Origin of the sequence: Streptomyces iranensis, assembly GCF_017874715.1 — a bacterium.
Lineage (GTDB): Bacteria > Actinomycetota > Actinomycetes > Streptomycetales > Streptomycetaceae > Streptomyces > Streptomyces iranensis.
This window is the reverse complement of record NZ_JAGGLR010000029.1, coordinates 1-18694: the sequence shown is the minus strand read 5'-3', so window position 1 is coordinate 18694 and position 18694 is coordinate 1. Positions and strand designations below refer to the sequence as shown.

Genomic DNA, 18694 nt, shown 5'->3' with positions numbered 1-18694 from the left:
GCAGCCTGCATGCCCCTTGCCCTCGCCCGGTGCTTTGGCTGTGGCACCGGGCTCACAGAGGCCAGGGCGTCACCTGGACAATGAACAAGCGCTCCTGTCTCACAATCGTCAGATACTGGAACATCCCCCCGGGCAGGACCTCCTCCTGCACACCGGGCGACTGCCCCTGGTAGGCGATGCCGTCCAGGTAGAGAGCCGCTGCCGCGCGGACCAGCTCATCCGCGCGTGCTTCGACCTCCGCGACAAAGGCAAGATTCGGCGTCTCGCCGATGACGTGGTGGGCGTCTGGGTTGTACTCCCAGCCCCAGTCACCCATTGGCAACCTTCGCGCGTGCAGCCTGCATGATCTCCCGGATCTCGTCCATGGCCGCCTGCCACTTTGGATCCTCCTTGTCGAGCACCTGGGCGGCCCGCTCAGCGGCGCGCAGGCGCCGGGCCACGTCGGGAAACCGCTCAATCTCGATCACTGTGGCCCACTTGAGCTGGAACATTGCGATCGGCCCGAAGCTGTTGGATTGGGTGGCCATCGTGAAGACTGTGTCCCGCTCGGACGTCATCTCCGGCAGGCGGGAGGGCGCGACCTGCGCGAGTGCGGCACGCAGTGCCGGGAAGGTCTTCTCGGGTCTGGGGATCAACGCCCCACCGTCGTGAACCGGCTGCGTGGTCATCCGTCCTCCGCCCTCCAAGGGTGCCCCGATCACCGTACGGCAAGCGGGGGTGACGGGCGTGGCGGTTGCCCCTTGCCGCCCCCGCCGTCACGCGGCCTCGGCCCGCGTGAACGTGGCACCGGCCCCCGGGGCGAGCCACACCAGCCGGGCCGAGATCCCCTCGCGGCGGCCGTAATGCCATACCGCCCGCTCCGGCGCGCGGAGGGACATCGTCACCGCCCCGCCCACGCCGATCACGTGTGCGCTGCCGTCGTCGTACGCCATGCCCCATGCGGCGACGTGCGCGTCCGCGTATTCCGTCCCCAGGTCGTATTCCGGCACCACGGCGAACAGGCGCGGCGTCGTGTCGCGTACGAGTGCGCACACCTCTTTGTCGAAATCGAACGGCGCTGAGCTGGGGTCTTGGGGGGCTGCGGTGGCCATGGAAGTCTCCCGTCAAAAGGAGGAGTTGAGCAGGTCGGCGAAGTGCTTGCGAGGCAACGTCCCGACCGAGCACCTGAGTTACAACATAGCCGCGAGCTATGATTCAGTGAACTCGACTGATGGGATACGCCATAACACCCCTCGTGTGGGTGAACGGCACCATGCGTGAGCGAGAGGGAAAGCCAGATGACCCGGATCAAGCTTCCGCCGACCATTCGGCAACGGCGGCTCGGTGCCGAACTGCGTCGGCTACGGGAGCAGGCGGACCTCAACGCCACGCAGGCGGGCGCGCTGCTCGGTTCGTCTCAGTCGCGCGTCAGCAGCATCGAATCCGGGGGCTACGCGGTGAGCGCCGACCGGGTGCGTGCCATGGCGCGGGCGTACGGCTGCGCGGATCAGGCACTGATCGAGGCACTCGCGGCGATGACCGGTGGCCGGACACGGGGTTGGTGGGACGAGTACCGCGACATCCTCCCGCCGAGCATGCTCGACATGGCCGAGTTGGAGCACCACGCCCAAGCCATGCGGATCGCCTGTGTCATCCACCTGCCCGGTGTCCTGCAGACCAGGGATCACGCTCGTGCGATCATCAACGCGGTCGAGCCGCCCCTCGCTCCGCATGAAGTCGAGCACCGGGTCTCGTACCGGATCAAACGCCAGGCCGCGCTCTACGGAGAGCAGCCGACCCCGCTGACAACGATCATCCACGAGGCCGCTCTACGCATGGACTTCGGCGGTCCGGACGTGGCCCGCGCACAGCTTGAACATCTGCTCTCCATGAGCGAGCAGGAGCACATCACCGTACGGGTGATCCCGTTCGGCTCGGGAGCCTTCCCGAGTTCCGGGCAGGCAATCGTCCACCTGAGCGGGCCGGTTCCACACCTGGACACCGTTGAACTCGACACGGACCATGGCTCCGAGTTCCTGGATACCCAGCCTCAACTGATCAGGTATCGCAGCACGCTGGACCGGACGGAGGCCCTCGCCCTCGAGCCGACAGCGTCACGCGACATGATTCACCACGTCACGCAGGGCATCTAGCGAAGGAACGTCCGTGTCCACGTCCACCGGCAACTGGCAGAAGGCGTCGTTCAGCGGCAACGCAGCCAACTGCGTCTACGTCGCCACCGGCGACAACCACACCGTGCGGCTGCGCGAGAGCGACGCCCCCGACACCACCCTCACCGCCACCCCCGCCGCGTTCGGGGTCTTCATACGCGCCGTCAAGGCAGGCGCCCTCGACCGCCTCACGGTGGGCTGAACCGACGACGCCCCCGGTCCCGGTGCGCTCCCCCGTGAGCGCACCGGACCAGGGCGTACCGCACAGGCGCAGCGGACAGTCCCGCGTCCGGCCCATCACGACAGGCGGCCGGGCGCGCCCTGTGATCACACTGATGCACATGGCAGAGCGAGACCCGCGCCCATCGCAGACCAAGACGAGTACCCGGCCCCGAGCCCCCAAGCCGGCCGAGGCCGCCCGGCACGCGTGCGAACAGCTCGCCTCACTGATCGTCCATGAGCCCGAGGGCGTCAGCGGCGTGGCCCGCCACGAGGACGGCTGGCTCGTCAGCGTGGACGTCCTCGAGGTCGCCCGGATCCCGGACACCACCAGCCTGCTGGCCACGTACGAGGTGCGCATCGACGAGCGGGGCGAGCTCCAGGAATACCGGAGGGTCCGCCGCTACCGGCGCGGTGCGGCCGACGACTGCTGAGACGACAGCCGAAAGGACGCTCCGCGATGCCCACTGGCACTTACACGGAAGAAGTCGTCTGCATCCAGCGGACCGGCACCCTCTACGACTGCCTGGAACTCATCCTCGACCGGGGCATGGTGATCGACGTCTTCATCCGGGTCTCCCTCGTCGGCATCGAGATCCTGAAGATCGACGCCCGGATCGTGGTCGCCAGCGTGGACACCTACCTTCGCTTCGCCGAGGCCTGCAACCGCGTGGACCTCGAATTCGACCGCAGCAGCACGACCGTTCCCGAACTGCTGGGCGGGGTCGCGGGCGGCGGCGGGAGTCCGGCCGGGCGGATGGCCACGGGCCTCGGCAAGAAGAAGGCCAAGAAGGCGGTGGCGGGCGTGGGCGAGAAGGTAAAGCGGGCCGTCGGGGCCGACGACGAGGAGGAAGAGGGGGAGCGGGAGGAGCGGGAGAGCCGCCCCCGGCGGCGCACCGCCCCCACCCGCCGCCGTTCCGCTTCCGCTTCGGAGCCTTCCGAGCCTTCCGAGGAGGACTGATTCCATGACCGCACCCGCACCCGCACCCGCACCCGCACCTCGGAGCGTGTACGTCTACGGCGTCGTCCGCGCCTCCCACGCGATGCCGCCCGGCCGCACCGGGGTGGGCGAGCGGCCCGCCCCGGTCCGTACCGTCCGGGCCGGAGCGCTGGCCGCGGTGATCAGCGACGCTCCCGCCCGGCTGCGCGCCAAGCGCCGCGACCTCCTCGCCCACCAGGACCTCGCCCTGACGCTGGGGCGGGACGGGCCCGTGCTGCCGATGCGCTTCGGCATGGTCGCCCCCGACGAGGAGTCGGTGCGGCGGCAGCTGCTGTGCACACAGAACGACTGCCTGGCCGCGCTCGAACGCGTTGACGGGCGGATCGAGATGAACCTCAAGGCGCTGCCCACCGAGGCCGACCTGGGTGCTCTGGTACGGGAGGACCCCGAGGTGAGCCGGTTGCGCACCGCCGCGCGCCGGGCCCCGGGGTACGAGGCCAGCGTGCGGCTCGGTGAGGCCGTGGCACGCGGGCTGAAGCGCCGGGCGGCGGCGGCCGCCGCCACGGTGCTCGCCGAGCTCTCGGCCGTGGCGGACGCCACGGTGCACGGCCCGGAGGTCGAGGGGTGCGTGCTCAACGCCTCGTTCCTGCTGGACCGGCGCGGGCGGCGGCGGTTCGAGGGCGCCGTGGAACGCCTCACGCCCGCCCACCGCGACCGGGTCGAACTGCGGCTCACCGGCCCGCTGCCCTGCTACAGCTTCACGGAAGGCCGGGCCTGAGATGGGCGTACTGAGCCAGGTCGTCCTCTTCCCGCTGGCGCCGGTGCGCGGGGTGGTGTGGGTCGCGGAGCGCGTGAGGGACATGGCGGAGGAGGAGATGTGCCATCCGTCGGTGCTGCGGGCCCGGCTGGCCGCGCTGAACGAGGCCCTGGAGTCGGGGGCGATCGGCCCGGAGGAGTTCGACCGGGAGGAGGACCGGCTGCTGGATCTGCTGGAGCGCCCGGCCGGCCGGGGAGGAAGGGCGAGGGTGCGCACGCCATGACTGAACGCGACCTGGCCCACCCCCCTTCCGTGACCGCCGAGCGGCACCCCTCCGACCTCGCCGAGATCCTGGAACGCGTCCTGGACAAGGGCATCGTGATCGCCGGGGACATCAAGATCGACCTGCTGGACATCGAACTGCTCACCATCCGGCTGCGGTTGTTCATCTCCTCCGTGGACACCGCCCGCAAGGCCGGAATCGACTGGTGGGAAACCGATCCCGCGCTCTCGTCGCGCGCCGCGCGGGACACCCTCGCCCAGGAGAACGCGGAACTGCGGAGCCGGCTTCACGCCCTGGAGTCACGGATCGGCTCGGAGGAGCTGAGCACGGTCGGCGCGGCCGGGGAGGAGAGGCGCCCATGACCGAGGCCCCCACCCTCACCTACGCCTTCGCGGTCTGCCGGGGCGGCGACCTCACCGCCCCGGCGGAACCGTTGGCGGAACTCCCCGGGCTCGGCACCGGTGCCCCCGTCCGTACGGTCGCGGCGGGTCCGCTCACCGCCGTGGTCCAGGACGTGCCCGCGGCCGGGTACGGCGAGGAGGCGCTGCGGCGGCGGCTGTCCGACGGCGCCGAACTGGAGCGCTGCGCCCGCGCCCACCACGCGGTGATCACGGCGGCGTCGGCGCTCGCCCCGGCCGTTCCGCTGCCCCTGGCCACGGTCTATCTCGACGACGGCCGGGTCCGCGAGGCCCTGGGCGACCGGGAGACGTCCTTCCTGACCGCCCTGGACCGGATCGCGGGCCGGGTCGAATGGGGGGTCAAGGTCTACGCCCCCACGGGACCGCCGCCCGCATCCGAAGCGGCCCCGGCGGAGGGCCCCGGCCCGGACAGGAGCGGCCGCGCCTATCTGGACCGCGTCCGCACCCGGCAGCGCGGCCGCGAACAGCGCCACACCCTGGCGCTGCGGGCCGCCGAGCGGGTGGACACCGTCGTCCGGGGCCTCGCCGTGGCCGCGCGCCGGCTGCGCCCGCACGGCGTCGAGGTGACCGGGAAGCACCGCGCCCATGTGCTGAACGCGGCCTACCTCCTCGACCTGGGCCGGGAGCGCGAACTGCGCGCCGCGCTCGCGTCGTTGCGCCACGACGAGACGGAGGTCCAGATCGAACTCTCCGGACCGTGGGCGCCCTACTCCTTCGCCGACGGAGGAATCACGGACCCGGGGCCGACCCCATGACCAGGCCGTCCACCTGGGATACCACCCCGGCGAAAGCGCGGTGGGAAGCGACCCCCGCCACCACCGCCCGCAGAGAGGCCCCGGAGTGGGGAACCACCCCCGCCGAGGCGCTGGGCCCGCTCGGCGTCCCCCTGGTGGACCTCCTGGACCGGGTGCTCGCGACCGGCGTCGTCATCAGCGGCGACCTGGTCATCGCGATCGCCGAGGTCCCCCTCGTCCGCCTCTCCCTGCACGCCCTCCTCTCCTCGGTCAACGAACGGGTCCGGGCCCCATGGACCGACAGCGGCCCGCTATGAGCACGCCGGTCCCCGCCACCCCCTCCCGCGTGGACATCGACCGCGACTCGGTCGGCCGCGATCTCGTGGCCCTGGTGCTGACGGTCGTCGAACTCCTCCGCCAGCTGATGGAACGCCAGGCCATCCGCCGCATCGACACGGGCGGCCTCACCGACGACCAGATCGAGCGCATCGGCACCACGCTGATGCTCCTCGACCAGCGCATGACGGAACTGTGCGACCAGCACGGTCTGACCCCGGAAGACCTCAACCTGGACCTCGGCCCCCTGGGCACCCTGCTCCCCCGCGACTGAGGCAGCGGACGGTCAGCCGCCGAGGGCTTCCGCCATGCGGTCGAGGTCGGCGAGGAGGGCGGCCAGACGGCGCTGCGGGAAGGCGTCGACCATCGTCCGTTCGATGGCGTAGACGGCGGACCGGGCCGCGTCGAGCCGTTCGCGGCCGTGCTCGGTGAGGTGGGCGGGGAGCGCGCGGCCGTGGTCGGTGGTGGCGGGCCGGGAGATCAGGTCCGCGTCCTGGAGGCCGCGGAGGACGACGTTCATGGACTGCCGGGTGACGAACGTGGAGCGGGCGAGCTCGGCGTTGGACAGGCCGGGCCGCTGGTCGAGGAGTTCGAGGCAGGCGTACTGCGGCACCGTCAGCCCGTGCTCGCGCAGCGCCTTGTCCATGGCGCCGCGCAGCGCCGCGGCGGCGCGTTTGAGGCGGTAGCCCACATGCTCGGTGACGTCGTCGGCGGGGTGTGGCGGGGGTACGGGCGTCCGGTCCTTCATGTCAGGATTTTGACATAGGGGGCGGCCGTACGTACAGTCCAGTCGTGTCAAAGTCCTGACATCGCCATCACTGGCTCAGCCAACAACCGGGGAGGACCCATGCCCGCCACCATCGACGGCCCCGACTTCATCGCCCTGCAGGTACGCGATGTCGAGGCGGCGGCCGCCTTCTGCGAAGCCCATCTCGGCCTGCGGCGCGCGCCGGCCTCGCCGCCCGGTGCGGTGGTGTTCACCACCGAGCCGATCCCGTTCGCCGTCCGCGAGCCGCTGCCGGGCGTGGATCTCGACGACGCCGCACGGCCCGGCCTCGGCGTGGCCCTGTGGTTCCGCACCACGGACGCCCAGGCGCTGCACGACCAGCTCGCCGCCGCCGGGGTGCCGATCCTCAGCCCGCCCCAGGACAGCCCCTTCGGCCGCACGTTCACCTTCATCGGCCCGGAGGGCTACGCCCTCACGGCGCACGGAGGCTGACCGTGACCGCCGCCGTCCTCACCCCGTCCGGCCCCTTCTCGCTCGCGGCGAGCGTGCGGTTCCTGGAGGGCTTCACCCCGGCGAGCTACCAGGGCGCGGCGGACGACGTCCTCCACCTGGCCTTCCCCGCCGACGACGGCCACTCGACGGTGGCCGTCGCGGTGCGGCAGGAGGAGGCGGCGGCGGAGGGCGGAGCGGGCCGGGTCCGGGCCGAGTTCACCATGTACCCCGACACCCCGGCAGACCCCGTGTCCGCCGGGACCGGACCCGGACCCGGACCCGGCGAGGCCGCTCGGGCTCAGCTGGCCCGCATCCTCTCCCTCGACGTCGACGGAAGCGGCTTCCCCGGACTCGCCGCCGCCGACCCCGTGGTGGCCGGGCTCATGGCGGACTATCCGGGCCTTCGGCCGGTGTGCTTCCACTCGCCCTACGAAGCCGCCGCGTGGGCGATCATCGGCCATCGCATCCGCATGACCCAGGCCGCCGCGATCAAGGCCCGCCTCGCCGAGCGGCACGGCCGGCGCGTCCGGATCGAGGGCCGGACCCGGTACGCCTTCCCCACCCCACCGGCCCTGCGCGCGATCACCCGCGCCCCCGGCCTGACCGAGGTGAAGATCGAGCGGCTGCACGCACTGGCCGAAGCGGCCGACGCCGGTGAACTCGACGCCGTACGGCTGCGCTCGATGCCGGTGGACGACGCCCTCGCGGCGCTGCGCGACCTCCCCGGCATCGGCCCGTTCTCCGCCGAACTCATCCTCATCCGCGGTGCCGGGCACCCCGATGTCTTCCCGCGTCACGAACCGCGGCTGCACGCGGCCATGGTGGACGCGTACGGCCTCGGCGAGGCCGCCTCGGGCGACATCCGCCGACTGGCCGGTATCGCCGACCGCTGGCAGCCCTACCGCAGCTGGATCGCGCTGCTGCTCCGCGCCCGCGCCGCGCACATCGGCGGCCGTACGTCGTAACCACACCGAAGAGCCGGTCCGCCCCCCGTCCGCGGACCGGCTCCTCACCGGTGGCCGACGGGGTCAGCCGTTCTCGACGACCATCACCGCGTTGCCGTCCCCGTCCCGGAAGCTGAACATCGGCGGCACCGGGGCGCCCCAGCGCTGGACCTCCGGGTCGGTGTCGACGCCGCGCTCACGCAGCGCCGCGTGGTCGGCGTCGATGTCCTCGGAGGTGAGGATGACACCGGTGTCGTAGCCCGGCCCCTGCCCGCCCTCGCGCGGCAGAACCAGCGCGATCCCGGTCGGGGCGCCCGCCGGGGCCACCTCGATCCAGCGGTGACCGTCGCCGAAGGGGATGTCGGCACGCTTCTCGAAGCCGAGCGTGCCTACGTAGAACTCCAGCGCCCGGTCCTGATCGGCGACGGTGACGGCGACCCGGCCCACCTCGGTGAAACGGGCGCCTCTGGCGGTCTCGGTCATGGTGATCTCCCTTGGGGTGATGCGTTCACCTCCAAAGACCCCGTGCCACTCCGAAACTCATCGGTTCCCCGATCAGCGGTTGACGAAGGTGAGGTTCTTCTCGTCGTAGCGGGTACCGGCGACCTGGTCGGCCGGGGCAGCGGCGTCGATCGCGGACAGTTCCCCGGGGGTCAGCTCGAGGGTGGCGGCGGCCAGGTTCTCCGCCAGGTACTTCTGGCGCCGGGTGCCCGGGATGGGGACCACGTCGTCGCCGCGGTGCTGCACCCAGGCGAGGGCGAGTTGGCCGGCGGTGACGCCCTTCGCGGCGGCCAGTTCGTTCAGCTTCTCCACGATGGCCAGGTTCTTCTCGAGGTTGCCGTCGGCGAACCGGGGCTGAGTGCGGCGTACGTCGCCCTCCGGCAGACCGTCGGTCGAGGTGTAGCGGCCGGTGAGGAAACCGCGGCCGAGCGGGGAGAAGGGGACGAGGCCGATGCCCAGCTCACGGCAGACCGGGACGATCTCGTGCTCCAGATCCCGGGTCCACAGCGACCATTCGCTCTGCAGGGCCGCGATGGGGTGCACCGCGTGGGCCCGGCGGATGGTCTCCGCGCCCGCCTCGGACAGTCCGAGGTGGCGCACCTTGCCCGCCTTCACCAGCTCGGCCATCGCGCCGACGGTCTCCTCGATGGGGACGTCCGGGTCGACGCGGTGCTGGTAGTAGAGGTCGATGTGATCGACGCCGAGCCGCCGCAGCGAGGCGTCGCACGCCCGGCGGACGTACGCGGCGTCCCCGCGGATCGCGGTCGGCTCGCCCAGCCGGTTGGCGAACCCGAACTTGGTGGCCAGCACCGCCCGCTCCCGCCGCCCGGCCAGGGCCCGGCCGAGCAGCTCCTCGTTGTGCCCGGAGCCGTAGAAGTCGGAGGTGTCCAGCAGCGTGACGCCGAGGTCGAGGGCGCGGTGGAGGGTGGCGATCGACTGGGCGTCGTCCGAGTCGCCGTAGCCGTGGCTCATCCCCATGCAGCCCAGGCCCTGGGCCGCGACGGTCAGTGCCCCCAGGTGGCGGGCGGGCAGTTCGGACATCGGGTACCTCCCTCGTGGTCGTGTCTCGTGGTCGTGACGATCACGCTAGGAGTTGGAGCGCACTCCAAGTCAAACCACGGGAACCCCCGGAATCCGGCTCCCGGAAACACACGGCCGGCCCGGTGCGCTCCCCCGTCGCGCACCGGGCCGGTCGGTCGGCCTGCTGCCCATCCCCCCATGGAGGGCAGCGGGCCCATTTCCCCCGTTGGCCATTCCCCCGTCGGCCATACCCCCGTTGGCCGTTCCCCCGTCGGCTATTCCGTGGCGATCGCGTTCAGGACGTTCATCCGCGCCGCCCGGAAGGCCGGGACCAGGGCCGCGATCAGGCCCACGACGGCGGAGCCGATGAAGACCGTGATGATCGTCGGCCACGGGATCTCCAGGGTCTTCAGACCCTCGAGCGCCAGCAGCTTCTGGGCCGTGGTGCCCCAGCCCATGCCGAGCCCTAGGCCCAGCAGGGCGCCGAAGAGGGCGATGACCACGGACTCCAGGCGGATCATGCGGCGCATCTGACGGCGCGAGACGCCGATGGCGCGCATCAGGCCGATCTCGCGGGTCCGCTCGACGACCGAGAGGGCCAGGGTGTTCACCACGCCGAGGACGGCGACGATGATCGCGAGCGCCAGCAGGCCGTAGACCAGGTTGAGCAGCTGACCGACCTGGTCCTTGACCTCCTTCTTGTAGTCGGTCTGGTCGCGCACCTTCACCGACGGGTAGTGGTGCAGCTGGGACTTGAGGGAGGCGTACGCCTGCTTCTCCTGGCCGTCCTTGGCCTGCGCCAGCATCATGACGTCCGCCGGAATCAGCTTGGCGGGGACATAAGCCTCGACGGTGGCGATGTTGGTGTACATCGCGCCCTTGTCGAGGCTGACGTCGTCCGAGGTGATCGCGGCGACGGTCAGCTTGGCGGTGCGGCCCTCCTTGAAGGCGACGGTGAGGGTGTCGCCCCTCTTCACCTTGTGGTCCTTGGCGAAGCCCTCCGGCACCGACATGGCGTTCTTGCCGTACGCGGCGGACAGGTCGCCCTCGACGACCGGGGTGCGCAGGTCCTCGGCGTACGTCGGGCTGGCGGCCGAGAGGTCCTTGGTGACCGTCTTGCCGTCGGGCAGCGTGAGCTTGGTGCCCTCGATGTCCTTGGCCTCGCTGATGTGCTTCAGGCCCTTGGCCTGGCGCACCGCGTCCGCGATCCCCTTGGTGATCGGCTGGCCGGTGTCGGACTGGACGATGAAGTCCGCGCCCACCGACTTGTCCAGCTCGTCGGTGGCCGAGGCGACCATCGAGGAGCCCACCACCGACAGACAGGCGACCAGCGCCAGGCCGATCATCAGGGCCGCGCCGGTGGCACCGGTGCGCCGCGGGTTGCGCAGCGCGTTGCGCTCGGCCAGCCGGCCGACCGGGCCGAAGATCCGCAGGACGACGGTGGCCAGTACGCGGACCACCAGACCGGCCAGCAGCGGGCCGATGACGATGAAGCCGATGAGCGTCAGCACCACGCCGAGGCCCAGGAACATCGAGCCGTCGACCGCCTTGTCCGCGTTCCCCGCGACCACCAGGGAGGCCGCGCCGCCCGCGGTGAGCAGGGTGCCGATCGCGCCGCGGATCCATCCGGACTTGCTGTCCGCCGGGGTGCCCGCATCGCGCAGGGCCGCCATCGGGGAGATCTTCCCTGCCCGGCGGGCGGGGATGTACGCCGCGATGACGGTGACGACGACGCCGATGCCGATGCCCACGATGGGCGTGGTGGCCTTCACCGTCAGCTGGTCGGTGCTCAGGTGGAGCCCCGCGCTGCCCATGATCTTCATCAGGCCGACCGCGAGGCCGACGCCGCCGAGGACGCCGAGGATCGAGCCGATGACGCCGAGCAGCAGCGCCTCGATCAGCACCGACCGGTTGATCTGCTTCCGGCTGGAGCCGATGGCCCGCATCAAGCCGATCTCACGGGTGCGCTGGGCGACCAGCATCGAGAAGGTGTTGACGATCAGGAAGATGCCGACCAGGACGGCGATCCCGGCGAAGCCGAGCATCGCGTACTTCATCACGTCCAGGAACGAGCCGATGTCGTCCTCGGCCTCCTTGCTGGACTCGGCCTTCGTCTGCACCTTGACCCCGGTGCCGAGGTCCGCGACGACGTTCTTCTTCAGCTGGTCGTGGCTGACGCCCGCCTGCGCGGTGAGCGAGTAGCTGGAGTAGACCCCCGGAGCGCCGAGCAGCTTGCGCTGCGCGGTGTCGGTGTCCATGTAGATCAGCGTGGCGCCGGGGTTGGTCACCTGGAACGTGGCAATGCCGACAATCTTCGCGCGGAACTCGCCCGGGATGGCGATGATCCGCACCTCGTCGCCCAGCTTCAGCTTCTTGTTCTTGGCGGTGTCGGCGTCGACCATCACCTCGGTCGGGCCGCGCGGGGCGTGGCCGGAGGTGATCTCGACCGAGCGCTTCTCGGTCGGGTCCCAGTTGGTGCCGATGGTCGGGGCGCCGGTGTCCGAGCCGATGCTGTTGTCGTCGCGGTCGGCGGCGGTGACCGACTGGCTGGTGGCGTCGCCGAGCACCGACTTGACGCCGTCCACCTGCTTCAGCCGGGCCAGCTCCGAACCGGGCAGGGTACGGATCCGGCCCTGCCGGGTGTCCTTGTCGCTGACACCCTTGGGGCTGACCGTGACATCGGAGGCCGTGCTCGCGAAGAGCTTGTCGAACGTGGCGTTGGTGGTGTCGGTGAAGACGAGCGTGCCGCAGACGAAGGCCACCGAGAGCAGCACGGCGATCGCGGACAGCGCCATCCGCCCCTTGTGGGCGACGAAGTTGCGCAGTGAGGTCTTGAGGACGGTCATGACACCCGTCCTCGCGCGTCGAAGTGCTTCATGCGCTCCAGGACCAGATCGGCCGTCGGGTTGTACATCTCGTCGACGATCCGGCCGTCGGCCAGGTACAGCACCCGGTTGGCGTAGGAGGCGGCGACCGGGTCATGGGTGACCATCACGATGGTCTGGCCCAGCTCGTCCACCGACCGCTTGAGGAAGCCCAGCACCTCGGCACCGGCCCGCGAGTCCAGGTTTCCGGTCGGCTCGTCACCGAAGATGATCTCGGGGCGGGCGGCGAGGGCGCGGGCCACGGCGACGCGCTGCTGCTGACCGCCGGAGAGCTGGTTCGGACGGTGCTTGAGCCGGCCGGCCAGACCCACGGTCTCCACCACCCGGTCCATCCAGGCCCGGTCGGGCTTGCGGCCCGCGATGTCCATCGGCAGCGTGATGTTCTCGATCGCGCTGAGCGTGGGCAGCAGGTTGAACGCCTGGAAGATGAAGCCGATCCGGTCCCGGCGCAGCTTGGTGAGCTTCTTGTCCTTCAGCTTGGTGATCTCGGTCTCGTCGATGAAGATCTGCCCGGAGCTGACGGTGTCCAGACCGGCCAGGCAGTGCATCAGGGTCGACTTGCCGGAGCCGGACGGGCCCATGATCGCGGTGTACTGCCCCCGCGCGATGTCCACGTCCACCTGGTCCAGCGCGACCACCCGGGTCTCCCCGGAGCCGTACGCCTTGGTGACCTGACGTGCTCGGGCGGCGACGGCCGTATGTCCTCCGCTGCCCCCGGTCCTGGGAATCGATACAGCCGTTGTCACGGTCTTTCTCCTTCGGTGTCCGATCGGCGATCTCTGTTCCCCGATCGCCGCATAAAGACTGCCGCGATCCGGGAACCTCCGCGATGGGGAATGACTCCCTCTTAGCGGTAGGGCTAGCCCCACCCCCTCGGTCGCGCAGCCCGTAGCAACCATATGAAGTGGGGACGACTGGCTCCTCATCCGCCCGGACGAACCGGGAGTAGGAGTACAGGGTGGGCATCCCCTAGGGGAGTGAGTCCTGGGTCTGACCCCGGACTCGGGGTCGATGGTGCACCCTCCCCCCACGTCAGGCTCAAACCGGGCCGTCTGGACAGCCCGAATGTGTTCTTCCGCCAGCCTGCCCCGGCATGGAATCGTGGGTCGTACAAGAATCGTGCGCACGCGAGTCCGTCGTACGAACAACAGGGACACGTGCCGGCACGGACCGGCGGAGGGAGTTCGCCACCGTGGGCGGCACCGCACGACGGCCGATGGACGCGGACCCCAGGCCCCCCGCACCCCAGCTCCATTCCGGAACCCCCACCCCCAGCCACCGCCGCCCCGTCGTCGCCGCCCTGATGCTCGGCATGGCGCTGTCCGCGCTGGACTCGACCATCATCTCCACCGCCGTCCCGCAGATCGTCGGCGACCTCGGCGGCTTCTCCGTCTTCTCCTGGCTCTTCTCCGGCTATCTGCTCGCCGTCACCGTCTCCCTGCCGCTGTACGGAAAGCTCTCCGACACCTTCGGCCGCAAGCCCATCCTGCTCGCGGGCGTCGTGCTCTTCGTCATCGGCTCGCTGCTGTGCGCGGGCGCCTGGAACATGGCCTCCCTCATCGCCTTCCGGGTCGTCCAGGGGCTGGGCGGCGGGGCGCTCCAGGGCACCATCCAGGTCGTCGCCGCCGACCTCTATCCGCTCAAGGAGCGCCCGAAGATCCAGGCCAGGCTCTCCTCGGTGTGGGCGGTCTCGGCCGTGGCGGGCCCCGCGATCGGCGGACTGCTCGCCGGATACGCCGACTGGCGGTGGATCTTCCTCATCAATCTGCCGGTCGGCGCCCTGGCGTTCACCCTGATCACCCGGCATCTACACGAACCGCGACGACACCGGGAGAGCCGCCCCCGGGTCGACTGGGCCGGGGCGCTCGCTGTGTTCCTCAGCGGCGGGCTGCTGCTGACCGCCCTCGTCCAGGGCGGAGTGGCCTGGGGCTGGCTGTCCGCGCCTTCGCTCACCATGCTCGGCGGCGCCGCGGTGTGCGCCGCGGCCACCGTATGGATCGAACGGCGCGCCGCCGAACCGATCATCCCCGGGTGGGTCTGGCGCCGCCGCACCATCACGGCGGTCAACGTCGCCTTCGCCGCGCTCGGTCTGCTGATGATCGCCCCGACCGTCTTCCTGCCCACCTACGCCCAGTCGGTGCTGGGGCTCGGGCCGATACCGGCCGGGTTCGTCCTGTCCACGATGTCGCTGAGCTGGCCGATCGCGGCCGCGCTCAGCAGCCGCGTCTACAACCGCGTCGGCTTCCGGGGCTGCGCCATCACCGGGATGACGGCCGCCACGCTGATCCTGGCCGCCTTCCCCTTCCTCCCCTACCCGGGCGCCGCCTGGCAGCCCGCGCTGATCATGCTGCTGCTCGGGGGCGCGCTCGGGCTCTTCCAGCTGCCGCTGATCATCGGGGTGCAGTCGTCCGTCGGATGGGCCGAGCGCGGCACCGCCACCGCCTCGATCCTCTTCTGCCGCCAGGTCGGCCAGAGCGTCGGGGCGGCCCTCTTCGGCGCCGTGGCCAACGCGACGCTGGCCTCCCGGCTCACCGGGGCCCCCGACGCCATCCGGCCGGGGCTGCCCGACGACCTGGACTCGGTCTCGCGCGCCCTGGAGCACCCCGGCACCCTCACCGACCAGGCGGCCGACTATCTGCGACGGGCCGTGGACACCGCCGTCGACCACGTCTATCTGGGCTCGGCCGCGGCCGCGCTGCTGGCGCTGCTGGCCCTGGTGTTCCTCGCCCCGCGCCGCTTTCCGGTCCGGACGGAGGCGGACGCGGAGGCAGAGGCGGAAGCCTGAACGGCGGCCGGAGGCGACTGCGGCTGCCGACGCGTGGGTCGGCCGGCGGCCCGCCGGTGCCTACGGGGTGCCCGACGGGCCTTTCCCCTCCCCGCCCCTTCCCGTTCCCAAGGGCTCTGCCCCTGGACCCCGGGGCCTGGGGCGGAGCCCCGGGCGGGATCTGGGGCGGAGCCCCGGGCAGGGTCTGGGGCGGAACCCCGGGCAGGATCTGGGGCAGAACCCCGGACAGGGCCCTGGGGCAGAGCCCCGGGCAGGGCCTGGGGCAGAGCCCCGGGCGGGGCTCGGGGCGGAACCCCGGGCAGAGCCTGGGGCAGAGCCCCGGCCTGGGGCGGAACCCCGGCGGGCCTGGGGCAGAGCCCCGGACAGGGCCTGGGGCAGAGCCCCGGACAGGGCCTGGGGCAGAGCCCCGGACAGGGCCTGGGGCAGAGCCCCGGACAGGGCCTGGGGCAGAGCCCCGGCCTGGGGCGGAACCCCGGCGGGGCTCGGGGCGGAACCCCGGCGGGGCTCGGGGCGGAGCCCCGGGCGGGGGCTGGGGCAGAGCCCCGGACAGGGGCGGAACCCCGGGCGGGGTCTGGGGCGGGGGCTGGGGCGGAGCCCCAGTATTCGGGGAGGGGCGGGGAGGGGGACAGCCCGCCGCAGGCGTCACGATCCGTCAGACGCCCCCAGGCCCGTGGGCGGTCCGCCAGTGGGTCAGGACTCGTGGTGCGGGGCCGCCGCCGCGTCCTCCGCCACCGGCTTGCCGGTCAGCGCCGCCAGGCTGCCACGTACATGCTCCAGATGCGCCTTGAGCTCCTCGCGCCGCTCCACGTGCTCGCGCAGCGTCCGCTCCGTCTCCCGCGCCAGCCGCTCCTCCCGGGCCCGCGCCTGGGCGATGATCTCCGCCGCCTGCGCCTGCGCGTCCTCCTGCCGCAGCCGCCCGGCCTGCTCGGCCATCCCGTACTCCCGCTTGGCGTCGGCGAGCCCCGCCTGGGCGTACTCCTCCAGCTGGGCCAGCCGGGCCGTCATCGCGTTGTCCCGGTCGGCCAGTTCGCGGCCCGCCGCCTCCCACCGCTCGGCGTGCTCCCGCTCCTGCTCGGCCAGGATCCCGGCGGTGCGCTGCCGCATCTCCTTCAGCTCCGCCAGCGCCTGGGCCCGCCACTCCTTGGCGTCCTGGCGCGAGATGGCGCGCAGCTCGTCCACGTCCACCTGGGCCGACTCCAGGGTGGCGCGCGCCGCCGCCTCGGCGGCCTCGCGGACCAGCTCGGCCTCGTCGCGGGCGGCGTCCCGCACCGTACGGGCCACGGCCTGCGCGGCCTCCCACTCCTCCTGCGCCGTCGCCTCGGCCGCCGCCCGCAGACAGACGACCTCCTCCTCGGCCGCCATCAGGATCAGCTGGGCCCGGTCGCCGAGGGACTCATAGGTCTGGGGGGCCAGTTGGGAGATCACCTCGCGCAGCCGCTCCGCCTCGGCGGTCAGCTCATTGGCCAGCACGGTGAGGCGCGCGGCACGCTCCCACGCCGCGTCCCGCGCTTCGGACAGGTCGGCCACATAGCGGTCGACCTGCGCGGGACGGTAGCCACGGCCCCGTCCGCCGACGATGGTGAAGCCATGACGTGACACCGATGCGCCCATCCTTGGAACCCCTTTTGTCCGGTATGCAACGCGCTTCGGCGCACATCTTTATAGATGGCCTCTCATCCCCATAACGCGACACTCCGCCCATATCCGCGGCCGGGAGCGCCGCCGGTGACAACAACGACGAGGCGCCCGCCCCCGTCACGGGGGTCGGGCGCCTCGATCGCCATTCGTTCTTCGGTCGCGCAGTTCGTTCGGTGGCGCGCGGTCAGGGCCGCGCGGGCGGGCTCACAACGGGCTCACAACGGGCCTACAGCAGGCCGTCCCACATCTGCTCCAGCAGCACGGCCCACCAGTTGTCCGGCGTGGACAGCGCCGCCGGGTCCAGCCCCGCGAGCTGCCCCTGGAAGTCCACGGTCCAACGGCCCGCCTGGTCCGGCGTCAGCCCGTACCGCAGCCGCCACATCCGGCCGAGCAGCGCCATGCACCGCACGAACTCCGGCAGCCCGGTGTTCACGAACTGCGGCGGGGTCGGCTGGGGCGTCGCCTCCAGCGGCACCGCCACGATGTTCGCCGTGCCGTACTGCACACACAGCTGACGGCCGAAGTCATTGCCCATGACCAGGTACGAACCCGCGTCCGGCGCGGACTGCACCCCGCGCTCCGCCGCCAGCTCCGCCAGCGTCGGCACCGGGCGGCCCGCCTGGGCCTGGGCCCAGAAGAACGGACCGAAGTCCAGCGGCAGCCCCGCCCACACCAGCGTCTGCGCCACCACCTCCGGAACGCCCATCCGTGACACCGCGCGCTGGTCGAAGCGGACGATGCCCTGCGGCCCGAACGCCTGGCCCAACTCATGCGCCAGCCCCTCCGGCGGCACCGGCGGGATCGGCTGCACCTGGCTGGGATGCGGCAGCGGCACCCGGTTCGGCGCCGGACGGGCCGGGCCGTCCGCCACCTGGTGCAGCTCGCCCTGGTGCTCCAGCAGATGACGTACGCCCTGCTGCCGAGTGGCGTGATCGCGTCCGTACGCAGCGGTGTGGCTGATCCGCACCTGCGGCCAGCTCTCCCGGATCATCCGGGCGCAGTAGCCGCCGGGCAGATCACAGGACTCCAGCTCGGTGTGGAGCTCCAGCACCTGCTGCGGCGGAACGTTCATGGCCCGCAGCTCATGCAGGATCTGCCACTCCGGATGCGGGGTCCCGGGCGCCGAACGGCGGATCAGCTGCTGCTCCGAGCCGTCCTGGGCGCGGTAGCGCAGCACCGCCATATAGCCCGGTCCCACGGTCGGCTGACCGGGGGGCGGCGGCGGATACGCATAGCCGGGCTGCGGCGCCATCCCCGGCGCGGGCGCGCCCGGAGGCGGCGCCATCCCCTGAGCGGGAGCGCCGGCGGGCGGCGGCATACCGGGGGCGCCCGGCGCGCCGGGGGCGCCGGGTCCGCCCGGGTACGGCGGTCCGGCCGCGCCCGGCGGGGGCGGCGGCGTGTGCGGACCACCCGCACCGGGGACACCGGGTGGGCCGGGCGGCTGCGGGCCGGACGGGGCACCCTGGCCGGGAGCACCGGGAGCACCGGGCGGATGCGGGGTGCCGGGGGGCGGGGTCTGGCCGGGCGCACCCGGACCACCGGCAAGCATCGTCGCGGCAGCGTGCACACCGCCACCGGGCGCACCCGGAGCACCAGGCGGAGGCGGCGTCTGACCACCACCCTGCCCACCAGGAGCACCATGGGCGCCATGGGCGCCCGGCACGCCGGGCGGACCAGGCGGCCCAGGAGGTCCGGGGGGACCGGGCGGGCCGGGAGGATGCGGGGTGCCCGGAGCCGGGGTCTGGCCGGGCGCACCCGGACCACCCGCGAGCATCGTCGCGGCAGCGTGCACACCGCCACCGGGCGCACCCGGAGCACCAGGCGGAGGCGGCGTCTGACCACCACCCTGCCCACCAGGAGCACC

At 72.1% G+C, this 18694-nt stretch carries 23 protein-coding genes; 13 read left to right on the top strand and 10 right to left on the bottom strand.

Features of this window, described 5'->3' with window-relative positions; genetic code table 11:
- Positions 1-52: 52 nt before the first annotated feature.
- The 3 genes from J2Z30_RS40600 to J2Z30_RS40590 form a co-directional block, all read right to left on the bottom strand.
- On the bottom strand, positions 53-316 hold the full coding sequence (locus J2Z30_RS40600; RefSeq protein ID WP_052701399.1) for a hypothetical protein: 264 nt from the start codon (positions 314-316) through the stop codon (positions 53-55).
- Entirely contained in the window at positions 309-668 is a 360-nt protein-coding gene (locus J2Z30_RS40595; protein ID WP_044570855.1) for a hypothetical protein, read from the bottom strand. Before J2Z30_RS40595 ends, J2Z30_RS40600 begins: the two co-directional genes overlap by 8 nt.
- 87 nt (positions 669-755) lie before the next feature.
- The gene (locus J2Z30_RS40590; protein ID WP_044570859.1) at positions 756-1091 is read right to left on the bottom strand and encodes a hypothetical protein; all 336 of its coding nucleotides are present in this window, start codon (positions 1089-1091) and stop codon (positions 756-758) included.
- Positions 1092-1277: 186 nt separating this feature from the next.
- Here J2Z30_RS40590 and J2Z30_RS40585 point away from each other — a divergent pair, with 186 nt between their 5' ends.
- The 10 genes from J2Z30_RS40585 to J2Z30_RS40540 all read left to right on the top strand — a co-directional run bounded on the left by J2Z30_RS40585 (position 1278) and on the right by J2Z30_RS40540 (position 6112).
- Entirely contained in the window at positions 1278-2132 is an 855-nt protein-coding gene (locus J2Z30_RS40585; protein WP_044570861.1) for a helix-turn-helix domain-containing protein, read from the top strand.
- A 13-nt stretch (positions 2133-2145) separates the two neighbouring features.
- Positions 2146-2352 (top strand): DUF397 domain-containing protein, encoded by a 207-nt coding sequence (locus J2Z30_RS40580; RefSeq protein WP_044570863.1) that lies wholly within the window; start codon positions 2146-2148, stop codon positions 2350-2352.
- Positions 2353-2491: 139 nt separating this feature from the next.
- Positions 2492-2803: a gas vesicle protein GvpO gene (locus tag J2Z30_RS40575; RefSeq protein ID WP_044581509.1), complete on the top strand. Its 312-nt coding sequence runs from the start codon at positions 2492-2494 to the stop codon at positions 2801-2803.
- A gap of 26 nt (positions 2804-2829) precedes the next feature.
- Positions 2830-3330: a gas vesicle protein GvpJ gene (gene gvpJ / locus J2Z30_RS40570; RefSeq protein ID WP_044570866.1), complete on the top strand. Its 501-nt coding sequence runs from the start codon at positions 2830-2832 to the stop codon at positions 3328-3330.
- A 4-nt stretch (positions 3331-3334) separates the two neighbouring features.
- Positions 3335-4087, top strand: a complete 753-nt coding sequence (locus J2Z30_RS40565) for a GvpL/GvpF family gas vesicle protein (protein WP_044570869.1) — start codon at positions 3335-3337, stop codon at positions 4085-4087.
- 1 nt (position 4088) lies between these two features.
- Positions 4089-4349 (top strand): gas vesicle protein GvpG, encoded by a 261-nt coding sequence (locus J2Z30_RS40560; RefSeq protein WP_044570871.1) that lies wholly within the window; start codon positions 4089-4091, stop codon positions 4347-4349.
- Positions 4346-4711, top strand: coding sequence for a gas vesicle protein (locus J2Z30_RS40555; protein ID WP_044570872.1), 366 nt, complete (start codon positions 4346-4348; stop codon positions 4709-4711). The genes J2Z30_RS40560 and J2Z30_RS40555 overlap by 4 nt, the downstream gene beginning before the upstream one ends.
- Positions 4708-5523 (top strand): GvpL/GvpF family gas vesicle protein, encoded by an 816-nt coding sequence (locus J2Z30_RS40550; RefSeq protein WP_044570874.1) that lies wholly within the window; start codon positions 4708-4710, stop codon positions 5521-5523. Before J2Z30_RS40555 ends, J2Z30_RS40550 begins: the two co-directional genes overlap by 4 nt.
- 110 nt (positions 5524-5633) lie before the next feature.
- Positions 5634-5819, top strand: coding sequence for a gas vesicle protein (locus J2Z30_RS40545; RefSeq protein WP_044581510.1), 186 nt, complete (start codon positions 5634-5636; stop codon positions 5817-5819).
- The gene (locus J2Z30_RS40540) at positions 5816-6112 is read left to right on the top strand and encodes a gas vesicle protein K (protein WP_044570876.1); all 297 of its coding nucleotides are present in this window, start codon (positions 5816-5818) and stop codon (positions 6110-6112) included. Before J2Z30_RS40545 ends, J2Z30_RS40540 begins: the two co-directional genes overlap by 4 nt.
- A 12-nt stretch (positions 6113-6124) precedes the next feature.
- On the opposite strand, the gene J2Z30_RS40535 is transcribed toward J2Z30_RS40540, so the two are convergent.
- On the bottom strand, positions 6125-6586 hold the full coding sequence (locus J2Z30_RS40535) for a MarR family winged helix-turn-helix transcriptional regulator (protein WP_044570879.1): 462 nt from the start codon (positions 6584-6586) through the stop codon (positions 6125-6127).
- Between the two features lie 99 nt (positions 6587-6685).
- On the opposite strand from J2Z30_RS40535, the gene J2Z30_RS40530 reads away from it, so the two are divergent.
- Positions 6686-7057 (top strand): VOC family protein, encoded by a 372-nt coding sequence (locus J2Z30_RS40530; RefSeq protein ID WP_044570882.1) that lies wholly within the window; start codon positions 6686-6688, stop codon positions 7055-7057.
- Positions 7058-7059: 2 nt separating this feature from the next.
- Positions 7060-8022 (top strand): DNA-3-methyladenine glycosylase family protein, encoded by a 963-nt coding sequence (locus J2Z30_RS40525; RefSeq protein WP_044570884.1) that lies wholly within the window; start codon positions 7060-7062, stop codon positions 8020-8022.
- Positions 8023-8085: 63 nt separating this feature from the next.
- On the opposite strand, the gene J2Z30_RS40520 is transcribed toward J2Z30_RS40525, so the two are convergent.
- The 4 genes from J2Z30_RS40520 to J2Z30_RS40505 form a co-directional block, all read right to left on the bottom strand.
- Complete coding sequence (locus tag J2Z30_RS40520; RefSeq protein ID WP_044570886.1) at positions 8086-8484, bottom strand: VOC family protein; 399 nt, start codon at positions 8482-8484, stop codon at positions 8086-8088.
- 72 nt (positions 8485-8556) lie between these two features.
- A complete protein-coding gene (locus J2Z30_RS40515) occupies positions 8557-9543 on the bottom strand; it encodes an aldo/keto reductase (protein ID WP_044570888.1) in 987 nt (328 codons plus the stop codon).
- Positions 9544-9797: 254 nt separating this feature from the next.
- Positions 9798-12368, bottom strand: coding sequence for an ABC transporter permease (locus J2Z30_RS40510; protein WP_044570890.1), 2571 nt, complete (start codon positions 12366-12368; stop codon positions 9798-9800).
- A complete protein-coding gene (locus tag J2Z30_RS40505; protein ID WP_044570893.1) occupies positions 12365-13153 on the bottom strand; it encodes an ABC transporter ATP-binding protein in 789 nt (262 codons plus the stop codon). The genes J2Z30_RS40510 and J2Z30_RS40505 overlap by 4 nt, the downstream gene beginning before the upstream one ends.
- Positions 13154-13623: 470 nt before the next feature.
- On the opposite strand from J2Z30_RS40505, the gene J2Z30_RS40500 reads away from it, so the two are divergent.
- Complete coding sequence (locus tag J2Z30_RS40500; RefSeq protein ID WP_044570895.1) at positions 13624-15192, top strand: MFS transporter; 1569 nt, start codon at positions 13624-13626, stop codon at positions 15190-15192.
- Between the two features lie 690 nt (positions 15193-15882).
- Here the strand turns inward: J2Z30_RS40500 and J2Z30_RS40495 are convergent.
- Complete coding sequence (locus J2Z30_RS40495; RefSeq protein WP_044570897.1) at positions 15883-16803, bottom strand: coiled-coil domain-containing protein; 921 nt, start codon at positions 16801-16803, stop codon at positions 15883-15885.
- Positions 16804-17056: 253 nt separating this feature from the next.
- Positions 17057-18694, bottom strand: a 1638-nt coding sequence (locus tag J2Z30_RS40490) for an SUKH-4 family immunity protein (RefSeq protein ID WP_209469046.1), incomplete at its 5' end; no start/stop codon positions are given.

What these genes read in the sequence shown, in the direction of transcription:
- J2Z30_RS40600 (WP_052701399.1), bottom strand. Translation starts at nt 316, where the DNA reads ATGGGTGACTGGGGCTGGGAGTACAACCCAGACGCCCACCACGTCATC.
- J2Z30_RS40595 (WP_044570855.1), bottom strand. Translation starts at nt 668, where the DNA reads ATGACCACGCAGCCGGTTCACGACGGTGGGGCGTTGATCCCCAGACCC.
- J2Z30_RS40590 (WP_044570859.1), bottom strand. Translation starts at nt 1,091, where the DNA reads ATGGCCACCGCAGCCCCCCAAGACCCCAGCTCAGCGCCGTTCGATTTC.
- J2Z30_RS40585 (WP_044570861.1), top strand. Translation starts at nt 1,278, where the DNA reads ATGACCCGGATCAAGCTTCCGCCGACCATTCGGCAACGGCGGCTCGGT.
- J2Z30_RS40575 (WP_044581509.1), top strand. Translation starts at nt 2,492, where the DNA reads ATGGCAGAGCGAGACCCGCGCCCATCGCAGACCAAGACGAGTACCCGG.
- gvpJ (WP_044570866.1), top strand. Translation starts at nt 2,830, where the DNA reads ATGCCCACTGGCACTTACACGGAAGAAGTCGTCTGCATCCAGCGGACC.
- J2Z30_RS40565 (WP_044570869.1), top strand. Translation starts at nt 3,335, where the DNA reads ATGACCGCACCCGCACCCGCACCCGCACCCGCACCTCGGAGCGTGTAC.
- J2Z30_RS40560 (WP_044570871.1), top strand. Translation starts at nt 4,089, where the DNA reads ATGGGCGTACTGAGCCAGGTCGTCCTCTTCCCGCTGGCGCCGGTGCGC.
- J2Z30_RS40555 (WP_044570872.1), top strand. Translation starts at nt 4,346, where the DNA reads ATGACTGAACGCGACCTGGCCCACCCCCCTTCCGTGACCGCCGAGCGG.
- J2Z30_RS40550 (WP_044570874.1), top strand. Translation starts at nt 4,708, where the DNA reads ATGACCGAGGCCCCCACCCTCACCTACGCCTTCGCGGTCTGCCGGGGC.
- J2Z30_RS40540 (WP_044570876.1), top strand. Translation starts at nt 5,816, where the DNA reads ATGAGCACGCCGGTCCCCGCCACCCCCTCCCGCGTGGACATCGACCGC.
- J2Z30_RS40535 (WP_044570879.1), bottom strand. Translation starts at nt 6,586, where the DNA reads ATGAAGGACCGGACGCCCGTACCCCCGCCACACCCCGCCGACGACGTC.
- J2Z30_RS40530 (WP_044570882.1), top strand. Translation starts at nt 6,686, where the DNA reads ATGCCCGCCACCATCGACGGCCCCGACTTCATCGCCCTGCAGGTACGC.
- J2Z30_RS40520 (WP_044570886.1), bottom strand. Translation starts at nt 8,484, where the DNA reads ATGACCGAGACCGCCAGAGGCGCCCGTTTCACCGAGGTGGGCCGGGTC.
- J2Z30_RS40515 (WP_044570888.1), bottom strand. Translation starts at nt 9,543, where the DNA reads ATGTCCGAACTGCCCGCCCGCCACCTGGGGGCACTGACCGTCGCGGCC.
- J2Z30_RS40510 (WP_044570890.1), bottom strand. Translation starts at nt 12,368, where the DNA reads ATGACCGTCCTCAAGACCTCACTGCGCAACTTCGTCGCCCACAAGGGG.
- J2Z30_RS40500 (WP_044570895.1), top strand. Translation starts at nt 13,624, where the DNA reads ATGGACGCGGACCCCAGGCCCCCCGCACCCCAGCTCCATTCCGGAACC.
- J2Z30_RS40495 (WP_044570897.1), bottom strand. Translation starts at nt 16,803, where the DNA reads ATGGGCGCATCGGTGTCACGTCATGGCTTCACCATCGTCGGCGGACGG.